Below are 16,756 nucleotides of genomic sequence, written 5' to 3'. Positions count from 1 at the left end.
CCGGGGCATTCGCAAAGCGAATGAGCCCGGAATCCATCTCACCTCGGAAGACGGACGCTCGAAGGATTCCGGGCCTGCGCCAAGGGGCGCGTCCCGGAATGACAGAGACGTCAATGCGACAGAATCTTCGACAAGAACTTCTGCGCGCGGTCGCTGCGCGGCTTGCCGAAGAAGTCCTCCTTCGGAGCGTCCTCGACGATCTCGCCGCGGTCCATGAAGATCACGCGATTGGCGACCTTGCGGGCGAAGCCCATCTCGTGGGTGACCACCATCATGGTCATGCCCTCATGGGCGAGATCGACCATGACGTCGAGCACCTCGCTGACCATTTCAGGATCGAGCGCCGAGGTGGGCTCGTCGAACAGCATGACGATCGGATCCATGGCGAGCGCACGGGCGATCGCGACGCGCTGTTGCTGGCCGCCGGAGAGCTGCGCGGGGAATTTCTGCGCCTGCTCCTTCAGACCGACACGCTCAAGCAGTTGCATTCCTTTCGCCACCGCCTTGTCGCGCGGCCTGTCGAGCACCTTCTCCTGCGCGAGGCAGAGATTGTCGATGATCTTCAAATGCGGAAACAGCTCGAAGTGCTGGAACACCATGCCGACGCGCGAGCGCAGTTTTGGCAGGTTGGTCTTGGGATCGTTGACCTTGGTGCCGTCGACCAGGATGTCACCGCTCTGGAACGGCTCGAGTGCATTGACGCATTTGATCAGCGTCGACTTGCCCGAACCGGAGGGGCCGCACACCACGACGACCTCGCCCTTGGTGACGCTGGTGGTGCAATCCGTCAGCACCTGGAAGGAGGGCGTGTACCATTTGTTGACGTGGCTGATTTCGATCATGAGCAGGGAGCCCTAGCGAATGATGGCGATGCGCGCCTGCAGGCGGCGGACGCCGAAGGACGCGACACAGGAAATGGTGAAGTAGACCACGGCTGCGAACAGGTACATCTCGACGAGACGCCCGTCGCGCTGCGCCACCTTGCTCGCGGCGCCCAGGAAGTCCGTGATCGACAGGACGTAGACCAGCGACGTGTCCTGGAACAGCACGATGGTCTGCGTGATCAGCACCGGCAGCATGTTGCGAAACGCCTGCGGCAGCACGACGTAGCGCATGGTCTGGGCGTAGGTCAGTCCGAGCGCGCTGGCGGCGGCCGGCTGGCCGCGCGAGATCGACTGGATGCCGGCACGCATGATCTCGGAGAAGTAGGCCGCCTCGAACATGATGAAGGTGATGAGCGAGGATGCGAACGCGCCGACGCTGATCGGGCGCGAGGCGCCGGTCAGCCACTGCCCGATATAGGGCACCAGAAAGTAGAACCAGAAGATCACCAGCACCAGCGGCAGCGAGCGCATGAAGTCGACATAGAGGCCGGCGATGCGCCCGAGCGTCTTGTAGCCGGACAGCCGCATCAGCGCGAGCGCCGTGCCGAAGACGAGGCCACCGAAGGCCGCGAGCGCCGTCAGCGTCAGGGTGAACGTCATGCCCTCGTAGAACAGATAGGGCAGCGCGCGGCGGATGACGTCGAAATCGAGATTGGCGAACATGGCCTATTTCCCCGTGATGTAGCCGGGGATCGCGACCCAGCGTTCGAGGAAGCGCATCGCGGTCACGACGACGGCGTTGACGAGGAGGTAGAGGATGGTCGCGGCGGTGAAGGCCTCGAACACCTGGAACGAGAACTCCTGCATCGAGCGCGCCTGTCCGGTCAGCTCCAGCAGGCCGATGGTGATGGCCACCGCGGTGTTCTTGATGGTGTTCAGGAATTCGGACGTCAGCGGCGGCAGGATGATGCGGAACGCCATCGGCAGCAGCACGTAGCGATAGCCCTGGAAGGTGGTCAGACCCAGCGCGGTGGCGGCCATTCTCTGTCCGCGCGGCAGCGAGCCGATACCGGCCTGCAACTGCACCGCGACGCGCGCCGACATGAACAGGCCGATGCCGATCGCAGCGGTCCAGAACGGCGCGTTCGGCAATTGCTTCAGCCACAGGCCCGCCGCCCGCGGCAGAATTTCCGGCAGCACGAAGAACCACAGGAAAAGCTGCACCAGCAGCGGCATATTGCGGAAGAATTCAACGTAGGCGAAGCCGAACCAGTTGGCCCCCTTCGACGGCAGCGTGCGCATGACGCCGACAATCGAGCCGGTGATCAGCGCGATGACCCAGGCGAGCGCTCCGGTCTTGAGGGTCAACACCAGGCCCGACAAAAGCATGTCGAGATAGGTGCCGGTTCCCATCGGGTTCGGCTGGAAGAAGATTCCCCAGTTCCAGTTGTAGTTCACGTGTCCCCCGCGCGAACGCGCCCGTCAGATATCCTGGGCGCCTATGCAAATGTCCGGCCACCCCTGTGTCAAGAGTGGCCGGACATGATCCCGATCGAAAGATCGAGGTTGTATCTTACTTGTAGTCGTCCGGGTTCGGCGAGTCCGAAGGCTTCGCGAACTCGTTCTTCAGCTCGGTCGAGATCGGGGTGTTGAGGTTCAGGCCCTTCGGCGGGATCTTGGCCGTGAACCACTTGTCGTAGATCTTCTGGCCTTCGCCGGAGGTGTAGAGCGCGGCGGTCGCGGCATCGACCACCTTCTTGAAGGCCGCGTCGTCCTTGCGCAGCATGATGCCGTAGGGCTCCGGCTTGGAGAACGCATCCTTGGAGATGACGTAGTCATCCGGCGACTTCGAACCGGCAACGAGGCTCGCGAGCAGGATGTCGTCCATGACGAAGGCGACCGCGCGGTCGGTCTCGACCATCAGGAAGGCCTCGGCGTGGTCCTTGGCGGGGATGATGTTGGCGCCGAGGCTCTTCGCGACGTTGGCTTCGGTGAGCTGCTTGATGTTGGTGGTTCCCGCGGTGGAGACCACGGTCTTGCCCTTGAGGTCGTCGATCGACTTCAGGCCGCTCGACTTCTTGAACACGTAGCGGCTCGCGGTCAGGTAGTGGGTGTTGGTGAAGGCGACCTGCTTCTGGCGCTCGGCGTTGTTGGTGGTCGAGCCACATTCGAGGTCGATGGTGCCGTTGGCCATCAGGGGAATACGCGTCGCCGAGGTCACCGGATTGAGCTTGACCTCGAGCTTGTCGAGCTTGAGTTCCTTCTTCACGGCGTCGACGATCTTGTAGCAGATGTCCATCGCGAACCCGACGGGCTTCTGGTTGTCGTCGAGATAGGAGAACGGGATCGAGGAGTCGCGGAAGCCCAGCGTGATGGCACCGGTGTCCTTGATGTTCTTCAGCGTACCGGTCAGCTCCTGGGCCCCGGCTTGGCTGACGACGAAGGTCGCGGCGAGTGCGAGCCCGATGCTACGGAAATGTTTCACTTCTTCTTCCCCTTTCAGGATGATGCGGCCGGATGCAAGCACATATCGGCCTGGATTAGAATGTGACTTTCGGCGAGATCACGCCTCAGGTTAACGGCTCAACTCAGCGGTTTGGGCAGCTGGCCGAGATCCCAGAACAACCCGGCCATCACCGTCAAGGCTTCTTCCGTGAGAGGCAGCAGAATGTGCTCATTGGGCGCATGCTGGGAACAGCCGGGATAGGAGTGCGGGACCCAGATCGTCGGCAGGCCCAGGATCTCGGAAAAGACGTCATTGGGCAGCGAGCCGCCGAAATTGGGCAGCACCGCCGGCGGCTTGCCGGTGGTCTCCTTCACCGAGTCCGCCGCCCATTTGATCCAGGGACTGTCGAAATCGGTGCGCGATGCAGCAAAACTCTGGGCCGCCCGCACCTCGACCATCGGAAACCCCTTTTCGACCAGATGGGCCCGGATCGCCTCGATCAGCCCGTCAATCCTGGTGCCGACCACGAAACGCAGCTGCAGCACGGCATTGGCATGGCCGGGAATGGCGTTGGCGGGCTTCTCGATATTACCCGACGACATCGCCAGCACTTCCAGCGTGTTCCAGGCGTAGAGCCGTTCGGCGGCCGACAATCCCTCTTCACCCCAGTTCTCGGCCAGCGCGGGCTCGTCCGCACTCGGCACCACCTGCACGTCGGCGAGATAGGAGCGGATCTGGTTGGTGAGCCGCGGCGGCTTCAGGGCGTCGAGCTGGAGGCGGCCGTGACCGTCGACCAGCGTGGAGATCGCGTTGACCAGAATGGTCGCGGGGTTGGCCAGCACGCCGCCCCAATTGCCGGAATGGTGGCCGCCGTCGCGCAGGTTCACATCCAGATGGATGCGGATGCCGCCACGGCAGCCGAGGAACAGCGTCGGACGGTCGGCGGACAGGCGCGGCCCGTCGGAGGCCATGAACAGATCGGCCTTGAGCGCGTCGCGATGGAGGTCGCAAACCTTGCCGAGATCGGGCGAGCCGATCTCCTCGCCCATCTCGACGATGAATTTGGCGTTGAAGCCAAGCTTGCCGCCGCGGGCCTCGCGCACCGCGCGGAGCGCCGCCATGTTGATGCTGTGCTGGCCCTTGTTGTCGGCGGTGCCACGGCCATAGAGCCGCGTGCCCGCAACCGTGGTGCGCCAGGGATCGCGGCCGTCGCGCCACTCGCCCTCCATGCCGTCGACGACATCGCCATGGCCGTAGACCAGCACAGTCGGCGCGGAGGCGCTCTCGTGATGCTCGGCGAACAGGAACGGCGCCTTGCCGCTGGGGGATTCGACGATGCGGCTGGTGAAGTCGAGCGCCGCGAAAGCCGGCTGCATCTCCTGTTCCAGATAGGCGCGCAGCTCGGGGCCACGCGACGGATTCTGGCTCTCGGTCTTGTAGGCGACGCGGCGGTCGAGCTCGGCGAGGAATGCGCCGGACTTGAAATCCTCACGGGCGCGGGCGATGGCGTCGGCTCTGGTCATGACTTGCTTTTCGAGACTTTGAGAGGAAGGACCTTACCCGACACGGGCTGGCCTTCGAAAGTGGCGGGGGTTGGATAGTTCTTGCAGTTCTCTTGTACTTCTCTTGGGATTTCGTCCTTGCATCCTTGAGATTGGCTTGCCAAGCGCAGCAGCGCCGCTGATTTTGGCCTTGCCAAGCGCTAGCGTTATGCAAGAACTTCGCCAAGTTTCGCGTCAAGTCCTGGCGCACGTCTATCATTCGAAGAGCGCTCGGTACAGGGCGCCGGGGGACCAGCATGGCCAAAGAGATCAGGCTCAACGCCTTTGCGATGAATTGCGTCGCGCACCAATCACCGGGCCTGTGGACCCATCCGCGCGACCGCACGGCCGAATATAACCGCCTGCCCTACTGGATCGATCTTGCCAGGACCTTGGAACGCGGCCGTTTCGACGGACTGTTCCTGGCCGACGTGCTCGGGGTCTACGACGTCTATGGCAACAGCCCCGACGCGGCTTTGCGCAACGCGGCACAGACCCCGTCGAACGAGCCGCTGCTGCTGCTCTCGGCGATGGCCGCCGTGACGAAAAATCTCGGCTTCGGCGTCACTAGCAATCTCTCCTTCGAACCGCCCTACCCGTTCGCGCGGCGGATGTCGACGCTCGACCATCTCACCGAGGGGCGGATCGGCTGGAACGTCGTCACCGGCTATCTCGACAGCGCCGCGCGCGGCGCCGGCAAGGACAAGCAGACCGGACACGACGACCGCTACGACATCGCCGACGAATATATGGAGGTCGTCTACAAGCTTTGGGAAGCAAGCTGGGAAGACGACGCCGTGCTGCGCGACCGCAAGCGCGGCATCTTCACCGATCCGAGCAAGGTTCACCGCATCAACCACGAGAGCGCGAACTACCGCATCAACAACACCATCCATCTCAGCGAGCCCTCGCCGCAGCGCACGCCGGTGCTCTACCAGGCCGGCACCTCGCCGCGCGGCCGGCAGTTCGCGGCCAAGCACGCCGAATGCGTGTTCATGTCGGGACCGTCGGCCAAGATCATCGCGCCGCGCGTCTCCGCGATCCGCCAGGAGGCCGCCGCGCTCGGCCGCAACCCTGCGGAGATCCTGATGTTCAACATGATGACGATCATCCTCGGCAACACCGAGGCGGAAGCGGCGGCGAAATACGCCGACTACCGCTCGCACATCAATCCGGAAGGCGCGCTTGCGCTGATGTCGGGATGGACCGGCATCGATTTCTCCGGCTACGAGCTCGACCAGCAGGTGCGCCACGTCCAGAACGACGCCGGCCGCAGCGCGCTCGACAACGTCACCCGCGGCGACCCCGACCGTGTCTGGACCGTGCGCGACGTCATCGAGCATGTCGGCATCGGCGGCGCCGGCCCGGTCGTGGTCGGCACGCCCGAAAGCGTCGCCGACAAGATCGAGGACTGGTTCGAGAAGACCGACGTCGACGGCCTCAACGTCGCCTTCGCGATCTCGCCCGGCGATTTCGAGGATATCGCGGACATGCTTGTGCCGGAGCTGACCAGGCGCGGACGCTACAAGAAAGAATATGCGAAGGGCACGCTGCGGGAGAAGCTGTTCGGCGATGGCCGCGCCAGGCTGGATGCGCCGCATCCGGCGGCGGGGTATCGGGTCGGGAAGACGGGGTAGTGCCCCAGGTTGATGCTGTCATGCCCCGGCTTGACCGGGGCATCCAGTACGCCGTGACGTTGCGGCTCAATCACCGCAGCCTCTGGAATACTGGATCGCCCGCCTCCGCGGGCGATGACACCGGAGAACGTGGAGGCAGCGTTGCTCCCTACACCTTCCCGTCCACCATCACCTCGATCAGCTTCGTGCCCGGCCGATTGAACGCCGAGGCCAGCGTCGCATTCAGCTCGCGGGGATCGCTGATCCTGATCGCCTCGCAGCCGAGCGCCTTGGCGACGCCGGCGAAATCCACGGGCGGATCGACGAAATCCATGCCGACGTAATTGTCATCGCCATGGAAGGCGAGCAGGCGCTGCTTGATGATGCGGTAGCCGCCATTGTTGGCGATGACGACGTTGAGCGGCAGCTTGTGATGCGCCGCGGTCCACAGCGACTGGATCGAATACATCGCGCTGCCGTCGCCGGAAAAGCACACGACCGGGCGATGCGGATTGGCGATGCTGGCGCCGACCGAGGCCGGCAGGCCCCAGCCGATGCCGCCGGAGGCAAGGCCGTGATAGCCGTAGCGGTCGCGATGCGGACGCAGCGCCGTGACCTGGCGGCTGGAGGTGAGGCCCTCGTCGACGAGGATGGCGTTCTCAGGCATGGCCTCGACCATCTGCAGCACCAGATAGTCGGGATCGATGGGGCTGCGGCCCGCGCTCTTGCCGATCTGCTCCACCAGCGCGGCACGCCGCGCAGTCCAGTTCTGCGGCGCCAATTCGGCAAGGCGCTGCTTGGCGCGGCCCGCGAGTGTCGCGCCACCCATCTCCTTCAACACCGGGATCAGCGCGCGCAACGTTTCCTTCAGGTCTGCCTTCAGCGCGATCTCGGCGCCGTAATTCTTGGCGATCTCCCAGTCGACGAGGCCGATCTGCACGATGCCGAGTCCCTCAGGCAGCGCATCGACCTCGCTATAGACCGACATCCGCAGGGGATCACCGCCGAGCGCGATCAGCAAATCATGGGGCGCAAGCGTATCGCGCGCGACCTTCTGCACGCGCGCCAGCGTGCCGACGAAGCTCGGGCTCTCCGACAGGAAGTGCGAGCCATAGGGCGTCGAAGATTGGTAGGCGGCGGCACCTAGCAGCTCGGCGAGCTCGGCGGCTTCCTTCAGCGCGTCGCTCTTGACCACCTCGTCCATGGTGACGATGACGGGACGCTCCGCCTCCAATAGCCGCGCGGCGAAGGCTCTTAACGCCTCGTCGGACGGCTTGACGCGCGCATCGATGCGGGTGGAGCGGCCGAGATCGATGCCGGCTTCGCTGTTGAGGATGTCGCCGGGCAGCGAGATGAACACCGGTCCGGTCGGCGGCGTGGTCGCGATCTTGGCGGCACGGCGCACGATGCGCGGCAGGTCTTCCAGACGCGTCACCTCCACCGCCCATTTCACCAGCGGCTCGGCCATCCGCACCAGGGGACCGTACAGCACCGGCTCCATCAGTCCGTGGCCCTGCTCCTGCTGTCCCGCGGTCAAAATCATCGGCGTGCCCGTGAACTGGGCGTTGTAGAGCGAGCCCATGGCGTTGCCGAGGCCGGGGGCGACGTGGACGTTGCAGGCGACGAGCTTTCCCGAGGCGCGGCTGTAGCCGTCGGCGATCGCGACCACCAGGCTCTCCTGCATCGCCATCACGTAGGTGAGATCGGGATGGTCCTTCAGCGCATGCATGATCGGCAGCTCGGTGGTGCCGGGGTTGCCGAACAGATGCGTGATGCCCTCGTCCTTGAGCAGCGCGAGAAAGGCGGAGCGGCCGGTGATCTTGTTCTTCATGTTTCCTCCAGGGAGCGGACGTTGCCGCAAGGACGAAAGGCATGATGGCCGAAGTCGGAGGCGACGCGCAAGGAAGCGCGGTCATGGCTGCGTTGCGCGGGAGCGACAAACTTCGCTCTGGTGTCCCGGACGCGGTGCAGCGCGCAGCGGTGCGGCGCAGAGCCGGGACCCCGTCGCTCACGGCATTCTCTGCTGCATAGGCCCCGGCTCAGCAGTGCGGCACTGCGCGCCGCACCGCGTCCGGGGCACGAGAGCGGGACTACATCTCTTCGCGCCCCAGCTCGAACGGGTCCTCGCCGCCCGCGCGCCTTTTCTTTTTCGAGCGCTGCCAGACCACGCCCGGAAATCCCTTCAGCGGCACCAGCGGCTCGCCGGTATAGGCCCACTCCTGCAGCTCCTCGATCGCGATGTGGTAGAGCGGCTGGCGGCCGGTACGCTCCTTGAACAGGGCGCGGGGGATGTTGACCATGTGCGGCCCGCGCGGGCGTTCATAGGCGATCGGTGTGCCGCAATGGGAGCAGAAGCTGCGCGTGGTCCTGGTGGCCTTGTCCTCGTAGCGGGTCAGCGCGGTCTTGCCCGAGGTGATGCGGAAGCGCTTCTTCCAGCTGCCGACATAGGTGGCGTAAGCGGCACCATGAGCGCGGCGGCTGGCGGCGGAATGATCGTGCCAGGCCCAGCGCGCGGGAACGTCGATCTCGAAGGTTACCTTGCCGCAGAGGCATTGGCCGGTGGCGATACCTGCGGCGGCTGCGGCTTTGGCCATGGACGTCCCTCCGTCGTCATTGCGAAGACGACAATACACGATCGTCATTCCGGGGCGATGCGAAGCATCGAGCCCGGAATCCATCTCACCCTCGCCATGTGCCGCCAGATGGATTCTCAGATGCGCAATTGCGCATCATAGCTCGTCGCGCCCGGAATGACGGAGGGAGAGTGCCTACGCCGGCGTCAGTTCGTCATACACAGGATAATCCGTATACCCCTTCTCCTCGCCGCCGTAGAACGTCGCGCGGTTGTACGGCGTGATCGGGTAGTCGTGCGCGAGGCGCCGCGGCAGATCGGGGTTGGAGATGAAGATGCGGCCGAAGGCGATGATGTCCGCATGTCCCTCGGCGATCGCCGCGTTCGCGGTCTCGCCGGTGAAGCCGCCGGCCGTCATCAGCACGCCGCTGTAGAGCGGGCGGAACAGCACCATCGCCGACGGCACGTTCTCCCAATGGACGTCGGCGCGGCCGGCGCCGCTGGAGCGCGGCTCGATGAAATGCAGATAGGCAAGGCCGCGCTTGTCGAGCGCCTTCACCACATGGGTGTAGAGCGGCATCGGGTCCGGCTCGCCGGAATCATTGGCGATGCCGTGCGGCGACAGCCGCACGCCGACGCGGTTCGCACCCCAGACGTCGATCGCGGCCTGCGTGACCTCGAGCAGAAGCCGCGCACGGTTCTCGATTCCGCCGCCATATTGATCGGTACGCTGGTTGCTGCGTGACTGCAGGAACTGCTCGAGCAGATAGCCGTTGGCGCCGTGGATCTCGACGCCGTCGAAGCCGGCGGCGAGCGCGTTCTTCGCAGCCTGCCGGAACGCCTCGACGATGCCCTTGACCTCGTCGGTCTCCAGCGCGCGCGGCGTCTCGTACTCCGAGATCTTGCCGTCGGCGGTCATCGCCTTCATGCCGTCCGCCTTGATCGGAATCGCCGAGGCCGAAACCGGCAGCGCGCCGCCGTGGAAGGAGGAGTGCGAGACGCGGCCGACATGCCAGAGCTGGAGGAAGATGATGCCGCCCTTGGCGTGCACCGCGTCCGTCACCTTGCGCCAGCCGGCGACCTGCGCGTCCGAATAGATGCCAGGTGTCGCCGGATTGCCGCGGCCATGCGAGACCACGGGCGAGGCTTCGGCGATGAGCAGACCGCCCTTGGTCGCGCGCTGGCCGTAATATTCGGCGTTGAGCGGCCGCGGCGCAAAGCTCTCGCGCTCGGCGCGCATGCGCGTCAGCGGCGCCAGTGCGACGCGATGCGCGAGCTTGTACGGACCGACCTGCAACGGTCGAAACAACGCGTCGAATTTCATGGGGACCCCGGATGTCACTGAAAGGATGCAAATCATATAGCGAGGGGCGGCCACCGGAAAAGGCGCCGCCCCTGCAAAAATGGATATTCCCTCTCGCGGAACGCGACAGAGAGGCCTTACGCCGTCTTGATCCAGACGGCCTTCACGTTGAGATATTCCTCGACATGCTGCTTGCCGGACTCGCGGCCATAGCCGCTCATCTTGTAGCCGCCGAACGGCACGGCCGGATCCATCGCCTGGTAGCAGTTCACCCACACCGAACCGGCGCGCAGCGACTTCGCAACCGCATGGGCCTTGCTGACGTCGCGCGTCCACAAGCCGGAGCCGAGGCCGAACGTGGTGTTGTTGGCGCGCTTGACCAGCTCGTCCATGTCCTTGAACGCGATCGCGGAGATGACGGGGCCGAAGATCTCTTCCTGCGCGATGCGCATGTTGTCCTGGACGCCCGCGAACACCGTCGGTGAGACGAAGAAGCCTTTCGACAACGCGCCTTCGGTGGCTCGGCCACCGCCGGCGAGGGCCTTCGCGCCTTCCTTCTGGCCGATGTCGAGATAGCCGGTGACGCGCTTGAGTTGCTCCTCGGAGACCAGCGGGCCGATCTGCACGTTGGGATCGAGGCCGTTACCGACCTGCAGCTTCTTGCCGAACTCGGCGACGCGGCCGACGAACTCCTCGTAGATCGCCTGCTCGACGAACAGGCGCGTGCCGGCGCTGCAGATCTGGCCCGAGTTGGCGAACACCGCCATCGCCGCGCCTGGCACGGCGGCGTCGAGATCGGCATCCGCGAACACGATGTCCGGCGACTTGCCGCCGAGCTCGAGCGAGACGCGCTTGAGGTTGCCGGCCGAAGCGCGGATGATCGACTGGCCCGTGACGTGCGAGCCGGTGAAGGCGACCTTGTCGACGTCATGATGCGAGGCGAGCGCGGCGCCCGCGGTCTCGCCATAGCCGGGCACGACGTTGATGACCCCTGGCGGAATGCCCGCTTCCATCGCCAGCTCCGCGATGCGCAGCGAGGTCAGCGGCGCCTCTTCGGCGGGCTTGAGCACCACGGTGCAGCCGGTCGCGATCGCCGGTCCGATCTTCCAGATCGTCGCGGTGAGCGGTCCGTTCCAGGGAATGATGGCGCCGACGACGCCGATCGGCTCCTTCAGCGTGTAGGAGAAGATTTCGCCGGGCAGCGAGTTCTCGATGGTCTCGCCGTGGATTGCGGTGGTCTGGCCGGCGTAATAGCGCAGCATGCCGACCGCGCGCAGGCGATAGGCGCGGGTGCGGCTGAGCGGCGCACCCATATCCAACGTGTCGAGCTGCGACAATTCGTCGAAATTCTTCTCGACCAGATCGGCAAGCTTCAGAAGCAGGTTCTGCCGCTCGAACGGCTTGACCTTGCTCCAGGGGCCTTCGAAGGCGCGGCGGGCGGCGGCAACCGCTCGATCGATGTCTTCCTTGTCGCCTTCGGCGACGGTTGCGAGCAGTTCACCGGTGGCGGGGTTGTGAGTCTCGAAGCGCTTGCCGGAAGCGGCATCAACCCACTTCCCGTCGATCAGCATCTGCTTGTAGGACCCGTTGGCGAACGGATGGCGCGTGATCGGAATAGCCTGCGACACAGCCATGGCTGCACTCCCTAGTCAGGTGATTGATTGGTTCGATCTGGGCGGGATCGTTAGGTCGTGAAGAATACAGCGCTGCCCGAGGGGCGTAAAGGCAGCGTGGAACGAAGACCTCCCATGCCGACTTGTGCAGGGTCGCGCGCATGCCATGCTATAGCTCGACCGAGCCCGCCCCGGAGATCTTGCCATGCCACATTCCGCCATCGCCAAAGACAATGTTGCCGTGATCACCGGCGGTGCATCCGGCATCGGACTGGCGGCTGCCGCGTCCTTCGCGCGCGCCGGCATGAAGGTGTGCATCGCTGACGTGGATCAGGCTCGCCTTGCCGAAGCTGCGACAAAACTGTCATCCGTCACGTCTGCCGCAAATGTGATGACCTCATTCGCAGATGTCGGCAAGGTCGAGGATGTCACGGAACTGGAGCGCGCCGTGCGCGAGCGGTTCGGCGGCACCGACGTCCTCATGAACAATGCCGGCATCCAGCCCGGCAGTTCGCTGTTCGGCGAGCCCGATCATTGGCAGCGAATCATCGGCGTCAATATGTGGGGCATCATCAACGGCTCGCGAATCTTCGCACCCAACATGATCGCGCGCGGCAGGTCCGGCCTCATCATCAATACCGGATCGAAACAGGGTATCACCACGCCGCCCGGCGACCCCGCCTACAATGTCTCCAAGGCCGGCGTGAAAGCCTTCACCGAGGCGCTCCAGCACGAGCTGCGCAACACGAAGGATTGTCGCATCACCGCGCATCTCTTGATCCCCGGCTTCGTCTTCACCGGTCTCACCGCGAAGGGCCGCACCGAGAAGCCGGCCGGCGCATGGACGCCGGAGCAGACGGTGGATTTCATGCTGGCGCGGTTGGAGGCCGGCGATTTCTACATCCTGTGCCCCGACAACGACGTGCCGCGGGCGCTCGACGAGAAGCGCATGCTGTGGGCGGCGGGTGATATCGTCGAGAACCGTCCGCCGCTGTCACGCTGGCATCCGGACTATGCCGATGCGTTCAGGAGATTTGTGGAGGGGAAGTAGGCTTGCACCGCCCTATCACATGGAATCGATTTCAGCTGTAGCCATCCTTCGAGACGCCCGCCATGGGCGGGCCCTCAGGATGAGGACCGAGTGCGTTGCGCCAGCTTCACGAGGCGCCGATGCGGCTAAGCCTCATCCTGAGGAGACCGCCACCGGGTCCGCGCAAAGCGCGGACCGATGACAGGCTCCGCGGTCGCCTCGAAGGACGTGGCGTGCGCTCAGTTCGCGCAAAGCGCGCTACAGCGTTTCCTGCTTGTGCCCGCAATTCTTGCAGGCGAATTTGACGCGGGTCTGGCCTTTCTCCGCCTGAACCCGGTTCGGCGCGCCGCACTTGCCGCAGACGGCCTCGATGCGGGTCGAGCCCTGCTTGACGACGATGGACTTCTTTTCCATCGATTCGCGGATCAGGCGCTCGGCCTCCTCACGCAGCGATTGTTTCGACAAAGCTCGTCTCCGCCTCTGGAAAGCGCGCGAGCCATATCGCACCTGGGGTCGAAGCACAATGCGGGATGCGCGAGAGCCGCGGCGCACTGCACCGCGGCTCTCTTGCCCAAGGACCGGATCGGGCGCGTTTCTCACGCGGCCTTGGACACCTCCATCAGCAGGCGCTCGGCCTTGGCGTCCTCGATGCGGTTCACCAGCCGGCTGCTCTCGTGATTGTCGCGCACCGTCTTGGTCAGGGTGATGCAGGTCTGGACCAGCATGACGATACCCATGGTGAGATAGCCCTTCATCCAGACGTCGATGGGCAGGAAGAAAACGCCGATGGCGACGAGGAAGGCGGAGGCTGCGAAGGAGGCGTAAGTGAAGGTCACCCAGGCGCTGCTGTGGGGCTGGCCGTTCTGGTTCATGATGGTCTCCTGTTGGTGCGAATGATGTTTGGATCTGGAATCAAATCGTGGACGTGCGCTTGGACTTCAGCCGCGCGAGCACGTCGTCCGCGGTTGTCTTCAGCCGCGGGCCAAAGCCCTGCTCGGCCAGCCTCTCGGCGGTGGCGAGGGGACCGGTCGCGACATCGAGCTCGACCAGCGCATCGTCGGCCGCCTGGGCTTCCATCTGCCGGTCGCGCAGACGCCTCAGGGTGCTCTCCGCCTCCGGCAGGGTGGATTCGTAAGGACGCGCGGCCTCGATGCCGCTGCGGCGGAGCGAGCGCACCGCTTCGGAAGCGCGGGCCAGACGGCGGCCCCGATCGAGCTCGTTGATGCGGGCCTGTGCGCTCGCCACGTGTCTCTTCAACCGGGCGATCTCGGTCGCGAACAGCGCGCGTGCGGTCATCGCGGCATCGCGATCGGCCTCCAGGCCCGCAATGGCTTCGGCGGCCTCCCTGGCGAGATCCTCACGGCCGCCCTCGAGCGCCGCAACCGCGCGGGTCTCGAGATCGGCGATGCGGGCGATGGTCGCCTCGAGCTTGCGTCCCTCCTGCTGGTCCTGCGCGATCGCCAGCGCCAGCGTTCGCTTGCTGCGCTCGACGGCAGCGGCCGCATCGCGCATCTGCTGGTCGAGAATGAGGAGGGCGGTTCGATCCTCCAGCTCCTCGCCGGCGGCGGCCACGCTGCCCCGGAAAAGTGTCACGACGGTCTTGAACATCTGCAGCTCCCTGTTATGAGCGTTGCTCACAAATTCTTTGTAGCAACAACCATGAACATTGTTCAAGAGAAATTTGAGCAACGCTCAAAAATTTGGCCAGATATGCCTAAGGCATTGGAACGACGACAGAAACTTCGATCCGACCTGATTTTCGCGGCGGAGCGGATGATCGCTGACCGTGGATTGTCGGGACTGAAGACCCGCGATCTCGCCCGCGAGATCGGCTGCGCCAATGGCGCGGTCTATAATCTCGTGGAGGATATGGACGAACTGATCCTGCGCGTAGGCTCGCGCACGCTGCACCGCCTCGACGAGGCGCTGAGCGCGGCAGAACGCGCGGGTGAGCCATCGCCGCAGGAGACGCTGGTCCGGATCGCCCTCGCCTATTGCGACTTCGCGGCCAAAAATCTCCAGCTCTGGCGCGCGTTGTTCGAGCACCGCATGGAGGCCGACAAGACCGTCCCCGACTGGTCGATCGACGACCAGATGCAATTGTTCCGGCACATCTACGTACCGCTGGCCACGCTGTTTCCGAAGCGAGGTGCGGACGAGCTCGGCATCACCGCGCGCAGCCTGTTCTCCGCGGTGCATGGCATGGTGGCGCTGGGGTTGGAGCAGAAGCTGGTCGCGGTGCCGCTGCCGGCATTGCGCGAGGAAATCGCAGGCCTCGTGCGCGCGATGATCGACGGGCTTATCGCGCGGGCCGAGCGGAGCCACGCAGCGGCGGCACCGTAGAGGCCTCGCCGGCATTCACGAACGTGCAGATGCGCTCCGCTTTTTCTTCGCAGCACCGGATCTGAATCTCGACGAAGTAGGAACGAACGTTCCGAGGGCCGGTTGACGCGCATAGTCTCCCCAACAGCGCGAGCCCTCCCATGTATCACCACGTCAAAAAACTGATGTTCACCGTGCGTGTCGACGAACCCGATCCCCGCTTTGGCAATATGCTTCTCGAGCAGTTCGGCGGCGCCAATGGGGAACTCGCGGCTGCCATGCAATATTCGATTCAAGGTTTGAATTGCGAGGATCCCGACCGCAAGGATCTCCTGATGGATATCGGCACCGAAGAGCTCAGCCATCTCGAAGTCGTCGGTTGTCTTGCGCGCATGCATCTTGCGCCTTCAAAGAACGACCGCCAGGCGGCAGAGGCCGATCCGCTGATTGCGATCGCCGGTGGCGGCGGCGTCAATCTGTTCAATTCACAAGGCAATCCCTGGACCGCCGACTATCTGAAGATCACCGGCGAGCTCGACGTCGACCTCCGCAGCAACATCGCCGCCGAGGCGCGCGCGAAGATCGTCTATGAACGGCTGATCAATTTCTGCGACGATTCGGGCAGCAAGGACGCGCTCCAGTTCCTGATGACGCGGGAGATCACTCATATGAAGGCTTTTGCGCGGGCGCTCGAAAGCCTGGAGAAGCCGGCCTTCAGCATCGGCAGGCTCGCGCCGACGCCCGGCCTCGTGAACCAGTACTTCAACGACTCCACCGGCAGCGGCGACCACGGCGAAATCGACACCCGCGGTCCCTGGAACGAGGGTGAGGACTGGGTGTTCACGGAATCGCCTGCCCTCCAGTCTTCGGATCCAGGCTCAGCCCCGTCGATCGTCGCGGAGAGTTCGTCGCCCGTCGACGAGTCCGGCCTGACCGAGCTTCTGCTTCACGAGCTGCGCGACATTCTCCATGCCGAGAAGCAGTTGACCAAGGCGCTTCCCAAGATGGCGCAGGCTGCCCGCTTCGACCAGCTGCGCGAATTGTTCGAGCAGCATCTGGCCGAGACCGAGAACCAGGTCGAGCGCATCAACGAATGCTTTGAGCTGCTCGGCGAGAACGCACGCGCCAAGCCCTGCAAGGGCATGATGGGCCTCATCGAGGAAGGCCAGGAGGTCATGAAGGAAGCCGAGGACAAGGAAGACGCGGCCGCCGACCTCTCGCTGATTTCTGCGGCTCAACGCGTCGAACATTACGAGATGTCCGGCTACACCACCGCGCGCAACCTGGCGCAGCAGCTCCGGCATAGCGCGGTGGTCGCCCTGCTCTCCAAATCCCTCGCCGAGGAAGAGAACGCCGATCTGTTGCTCAATCAGGTCGCGCGATCGCTGATGTCGGTTGCAAAGATGCCTGCCGCAGTGGAGCAGGCCGAATAAAAACAGCCGGCGAACGCACAGACGAACCGAACGAAGCCGCCTCGCGCCATCGCGCG

Annotated in this window: 16 protein-coding genes; 4 read left to right on the top strand and 12 right to left on the bottom strand. The window is 64.5% G+C overall.

Going from position 1 to position 16,756, the window contains the following annotated elements:
* Nucleotides 1-110: 110 nt before the first annotated feature.
* The 5 genes from CO669_RS01570 to CO669_RS01550 all read right to left on the bottom strand — a co-directional run bounded on the left by CO669_RS01570 (nt 111) and on the right by CO669_RS01550 (nt 4,793).
* Nucleotides 111-842: an amino acid ABC transporter ATP-binding protein gene (locus CO669_RS01570; RefSeq protein WP_097657441.1), complete on the bottom strand. Its 732-nt coding sequence runs from the start codon at nt 840-842 to the stop codon at nt 111-113.
* Nucleotides 843-854: 12 nt separating this feature from the next.
* The gene (locus CO669_RS01565) at nt 855-1,547 is read right to left on the bottom strand and encodes an amino acid ABC transporter permease (RefSeq protein ID WP_097657440.1); all 693 of its coding nucleotides are present in this window, start codon (nt 1,545-1,547) and stop codon (nt 855-857) included.
* Between the two features lie 3 nt (nt 1,548-1,550).
* A complete protein-coding gene (locus tag CO669_RS01560) occupies nt 1,551-2,282 on the bottom strand; it encodes an amino acid ABC transporter permease (RefSeq protein WP_097657439.1) in 732 nt (243 codons plus the stop codon).
* Nucleotides 2,283-2,397: 115 nt separating this feature from the next.
* On the bottom strand, nt 2,398-3,309 hold the full coding sequence (locus CO669_RS01555) for an amino acid ABC transporter substrate-binding protein (protein WP_097657916.1): 912 nt from the start codon (nt 3,307-3,309) through the stop codon (nt 2,398-2,400).
* A 98-nt stretch (nt 3,310-3,407) separates the two neighbouring features.
* Entirely contained in the window at nt 3,408-4,793 is a 1,386-nt protein-coding gene (locus tag CO669_RS01550; RefSeq protein ID WP_097657438.1) for a M20 family metallopeptidase, read from the bottom strand.
* 275 nt (nt 4,794-5,068) lie between these two features.
* On the opposite strand from CO669_RS01550, the gene CO669_RS01545 reads away from it, so the two are divergent.
* A complete protein-coding gene (locus tag CO669_RS01545) occupies nt 5,069-6,448 on the top strand; it encodes an LLM class flavin-dependent oxidoreductase (RefSeq protein ID WP_097657437.1) in 1,380 nt (459 codons plus the stop codon).
* A 148-nt stretch (nt 6,449-6,596) separates the two neighbouring features.
* On the opposite strand, the gene CO669_RS01540 is transcribed toward CO669_RS01545, so the two are convergent.
* From CO669_RS01540 to CO669_RS01525, 4 genes are all read right to left on the bottom strand, one after another.
* Nucleotides 6,597-8,258 carry a thiamine pyrophosphate-binding protein gene (locus CO669_RS01540; RefSeq protein ID WP_097657436.1) on the bottom strand — a complete coding sequence of 554 codons (1,662 nt, stop codon included), beginning with the start codon at nt 8,256-8,258 and terminating at the stop codon, nt 6,597-6,599.
* A gap of 259 nt (nt 8,259-8,517) precedes the next feature.
* Entirely contained in the window at nt 8,518-9,021 is a 504-nt protein-coding gene (locus CO669_RS01535; RefSeq protein ID WP_097657914.1) for a GFA family protein, read from the bottom strand.
* A 174-nt stretch (nt 9,022-9,195) separates the two neighbouring features.
* A complete protein-coding gene (locus tag CO669_RS01530; RefSeq protein ID WP_097657435.1) occupies nt 9,196-10,323 on the bottom strand; it encodes an alkene reductase in 1,128 nt (375 codons plus the stop codon).
* Between the two features lie 116 nt (nt 10,324-10,439).
* The gene (locus CO669_RS01525; protein ID WP_097657434.1) at nt 10,440-11,936 is read right to left on the bottom strand and encodes an aldehyde dehydrogenase family protein; all 1,497 of its coding nucleotides are present in this window, start codon (nt 11,934-11,936) and stop codon (nt 10,440-10,442) included.
* Between the two features lie 184 nt (nt 11,937-12,120).
* On the opposite strand from CO669_RS01525, the gene CO669_RS01520 reads away from it, so the two are divergent.
* Complete coding sequence (locus CO669_RS01520; RefSeq protein ID WP_097657433.1) at nt 12,121-12,966, top strand: SDR family NAD(P)-dependent oxidoreductase; 846 nt, start codon at nt 12,121-12,123, stop codon at nt 12,964-12,966.
* Between the two features lie 237 nt (nt 12,967-13,203).
* On the opposite strand, the gene CO669_RS01515 is transcribed toward CO669_RS01520, so the two are convergent.
* The 3 genes from CO669_RS01515 to CO669_RS01505 form a co-directional block, all read right to left on the bottom strand.
* Complete coding sequence (locus CO669_RS01515; RefSeq protein WP_097657432.1) at nt 13,204-13,410, bottom strand: hypothetical protein; 207 nt, start codon at nt 13,408-13,410, stop codon at nt 13,204-13,206.
* Nucleotides 13,411-13,541: 131 nt separating this feature from the next.
* Nucleotides 13,542-13,817, bottom strand: coding sequence for a YiaA/YiaB family inner membrane protein (locus tag CO669_RS01510; RefSeq protein ID WP_097657431.1), 276 nt, complete (start codon nt 13,815-13,817; stop codon nt 13,542-13,544).
* Nucleotides 13,818-13,857: 40 nt separating this feature from the next.
* Complete coding sequence (locus CO669_RS01505; RefSeq protein WP_097657430.1) at nt 13,858-14,553, bottom strand: PspA/IM30 family protein; 696 nt, start codon at nt 14,551-14,553, stop codon at nt 13,858-13,860.
* A gap of 102 nt (nt 14,554-14,655) precedes the next feature.
* On the opposite strand from CO669_RS01505, the gene CO669_RS01500 reads away from it, so the two are divergent.
* Entirely contained in the window at nt 14,656-15,288 is a 633-nt protein-coding gene (locus tag CO669_RS01500) for a TetR/AcrR family transcriptional regulator (protein ID WP_097657429.1), read from the top strand.
* Between the two features lie 140 nt (nt 15,289-15,428).
* Nucleotides 15,429-16,700, top strand: a complete 1,272-nt coding sequence (locus CO669_RS01495) for a DUF892 family protein (RefSeq protein WP_097657428.1) — start codon at nt 15,429-15,431, stop codon at nt 16,698-16,700.
* Nucleotides 16,701-16,756 lie beyond the last annotated feature (56 nt).

Source organism: Bradyrhizobium sp. Y36 (assembly GCF_002531575.1).
Taxonomy (GTDB): Bacteria; Pseudomonadota; Alphaproteobacteria; order Rhizobiales; family Xanthobacteraceae; genus Bradyrhizobium.
Note: the sequence above shows the minus strand (reverse complement) of the source record. Positions and strands in the feature narration are given on the sequence as shown.

Excerpts from the sequence above, each read along its gene's own strand:
- CO669_RS01540 (WP_097657436.1), bottom strand. The coding sequence starts at position 8,258 with ATGAAGAACAAGATCACCGGCCGCTCCGCCTTTCTCGCGCTGCTCAAG.
- CO669_RS01535 (WP_097657914.1), bottom strand. The coding sequence starts at position 9,021 with ATGGCCAAAGCCGCAGCCGCCGCAGGTATCGCCACCGGCCAATGCCTC.
- CO669_RS01565 (WP_097657440.1), bottom strand. The coding sequence starts at position 1,547 with ATGTTCGCCAATCTCGATTTCGACGTCATCCGCCGCGCGCTGCCCTAT.
- CO669_RS01505 (WP_097657430.1), bottom strand. The coding sequence starts at position 14,553 with ATGTTCAAGACCGTCGTGACACTTTTCCGGGGCAGCGTGGCCGCCGCC.
- CO669_RS01510 (WP_097657431.1), bottom strand. The coding sequence starts at position 13,817 with ATGAACCAGAACGGCCAGCCCCACAGCAGCGCCTGGGTGACCTTCACT.
- CO669_RS01530 (WP_097657435.1), bottom strand. The coding sequence starts at position 10,323 with ATGAAATTCGACGCGTTGTTTCGACCGTTGCAGGTCGGTCCGTACAAG.
- CO669_RS01525 (WP_097657434.1), bottom strand. The coding sequence starts at position 11,936 with ATGGCTGTGTCGCAGGCTATTCCGATCACGCGCCATCCGTTCGCCAAC.
- CO669_RS01495 (WP_097657428.1), top strand. The coding sequence starts at position 15,429 with ATGTATCACCACGTCAAAAAACTGATGTTCACCGTGCGTGTCGACGAA.
- CO669_RS01520 (WP_097657433.1), top strand. The coding sequence starts at position 12,121 with ATGCCACATTCCGCCATCGCCAAAGACAATGTTGCCGTGATCACCGGC.
- CO669_RS01570 (WP_097657441.1), bottom strand. The coding sequence starts at position 842 with ATGATCGAAATCAGCCACGTCAACAAATGGTACACGCCCTCCTTCCAG.
- CO669_RS01550 (WP_097657438.1), bottom strand. The coding sequence starts at position 4,793 with ATGACCAGAGCCGACGCCATCGCCCGCGCCCGTGAGGATTTCAAGTCC.
- CO669_RS01500 (WP_097657429.1), top strand. The coding sequence starts at position 14,656 with ATGCCTAAGGCATTGGAACGACGACAGAAACTTCGATCCGACCTGATT.
- CO669_RS01545 (WP_097657437.1), top strand. The coding sequence starts at position 5,069 with ATGGCCAAAGAGATCAGGCTCAACGCCTTTGCGATGAATTGCGTCGCG.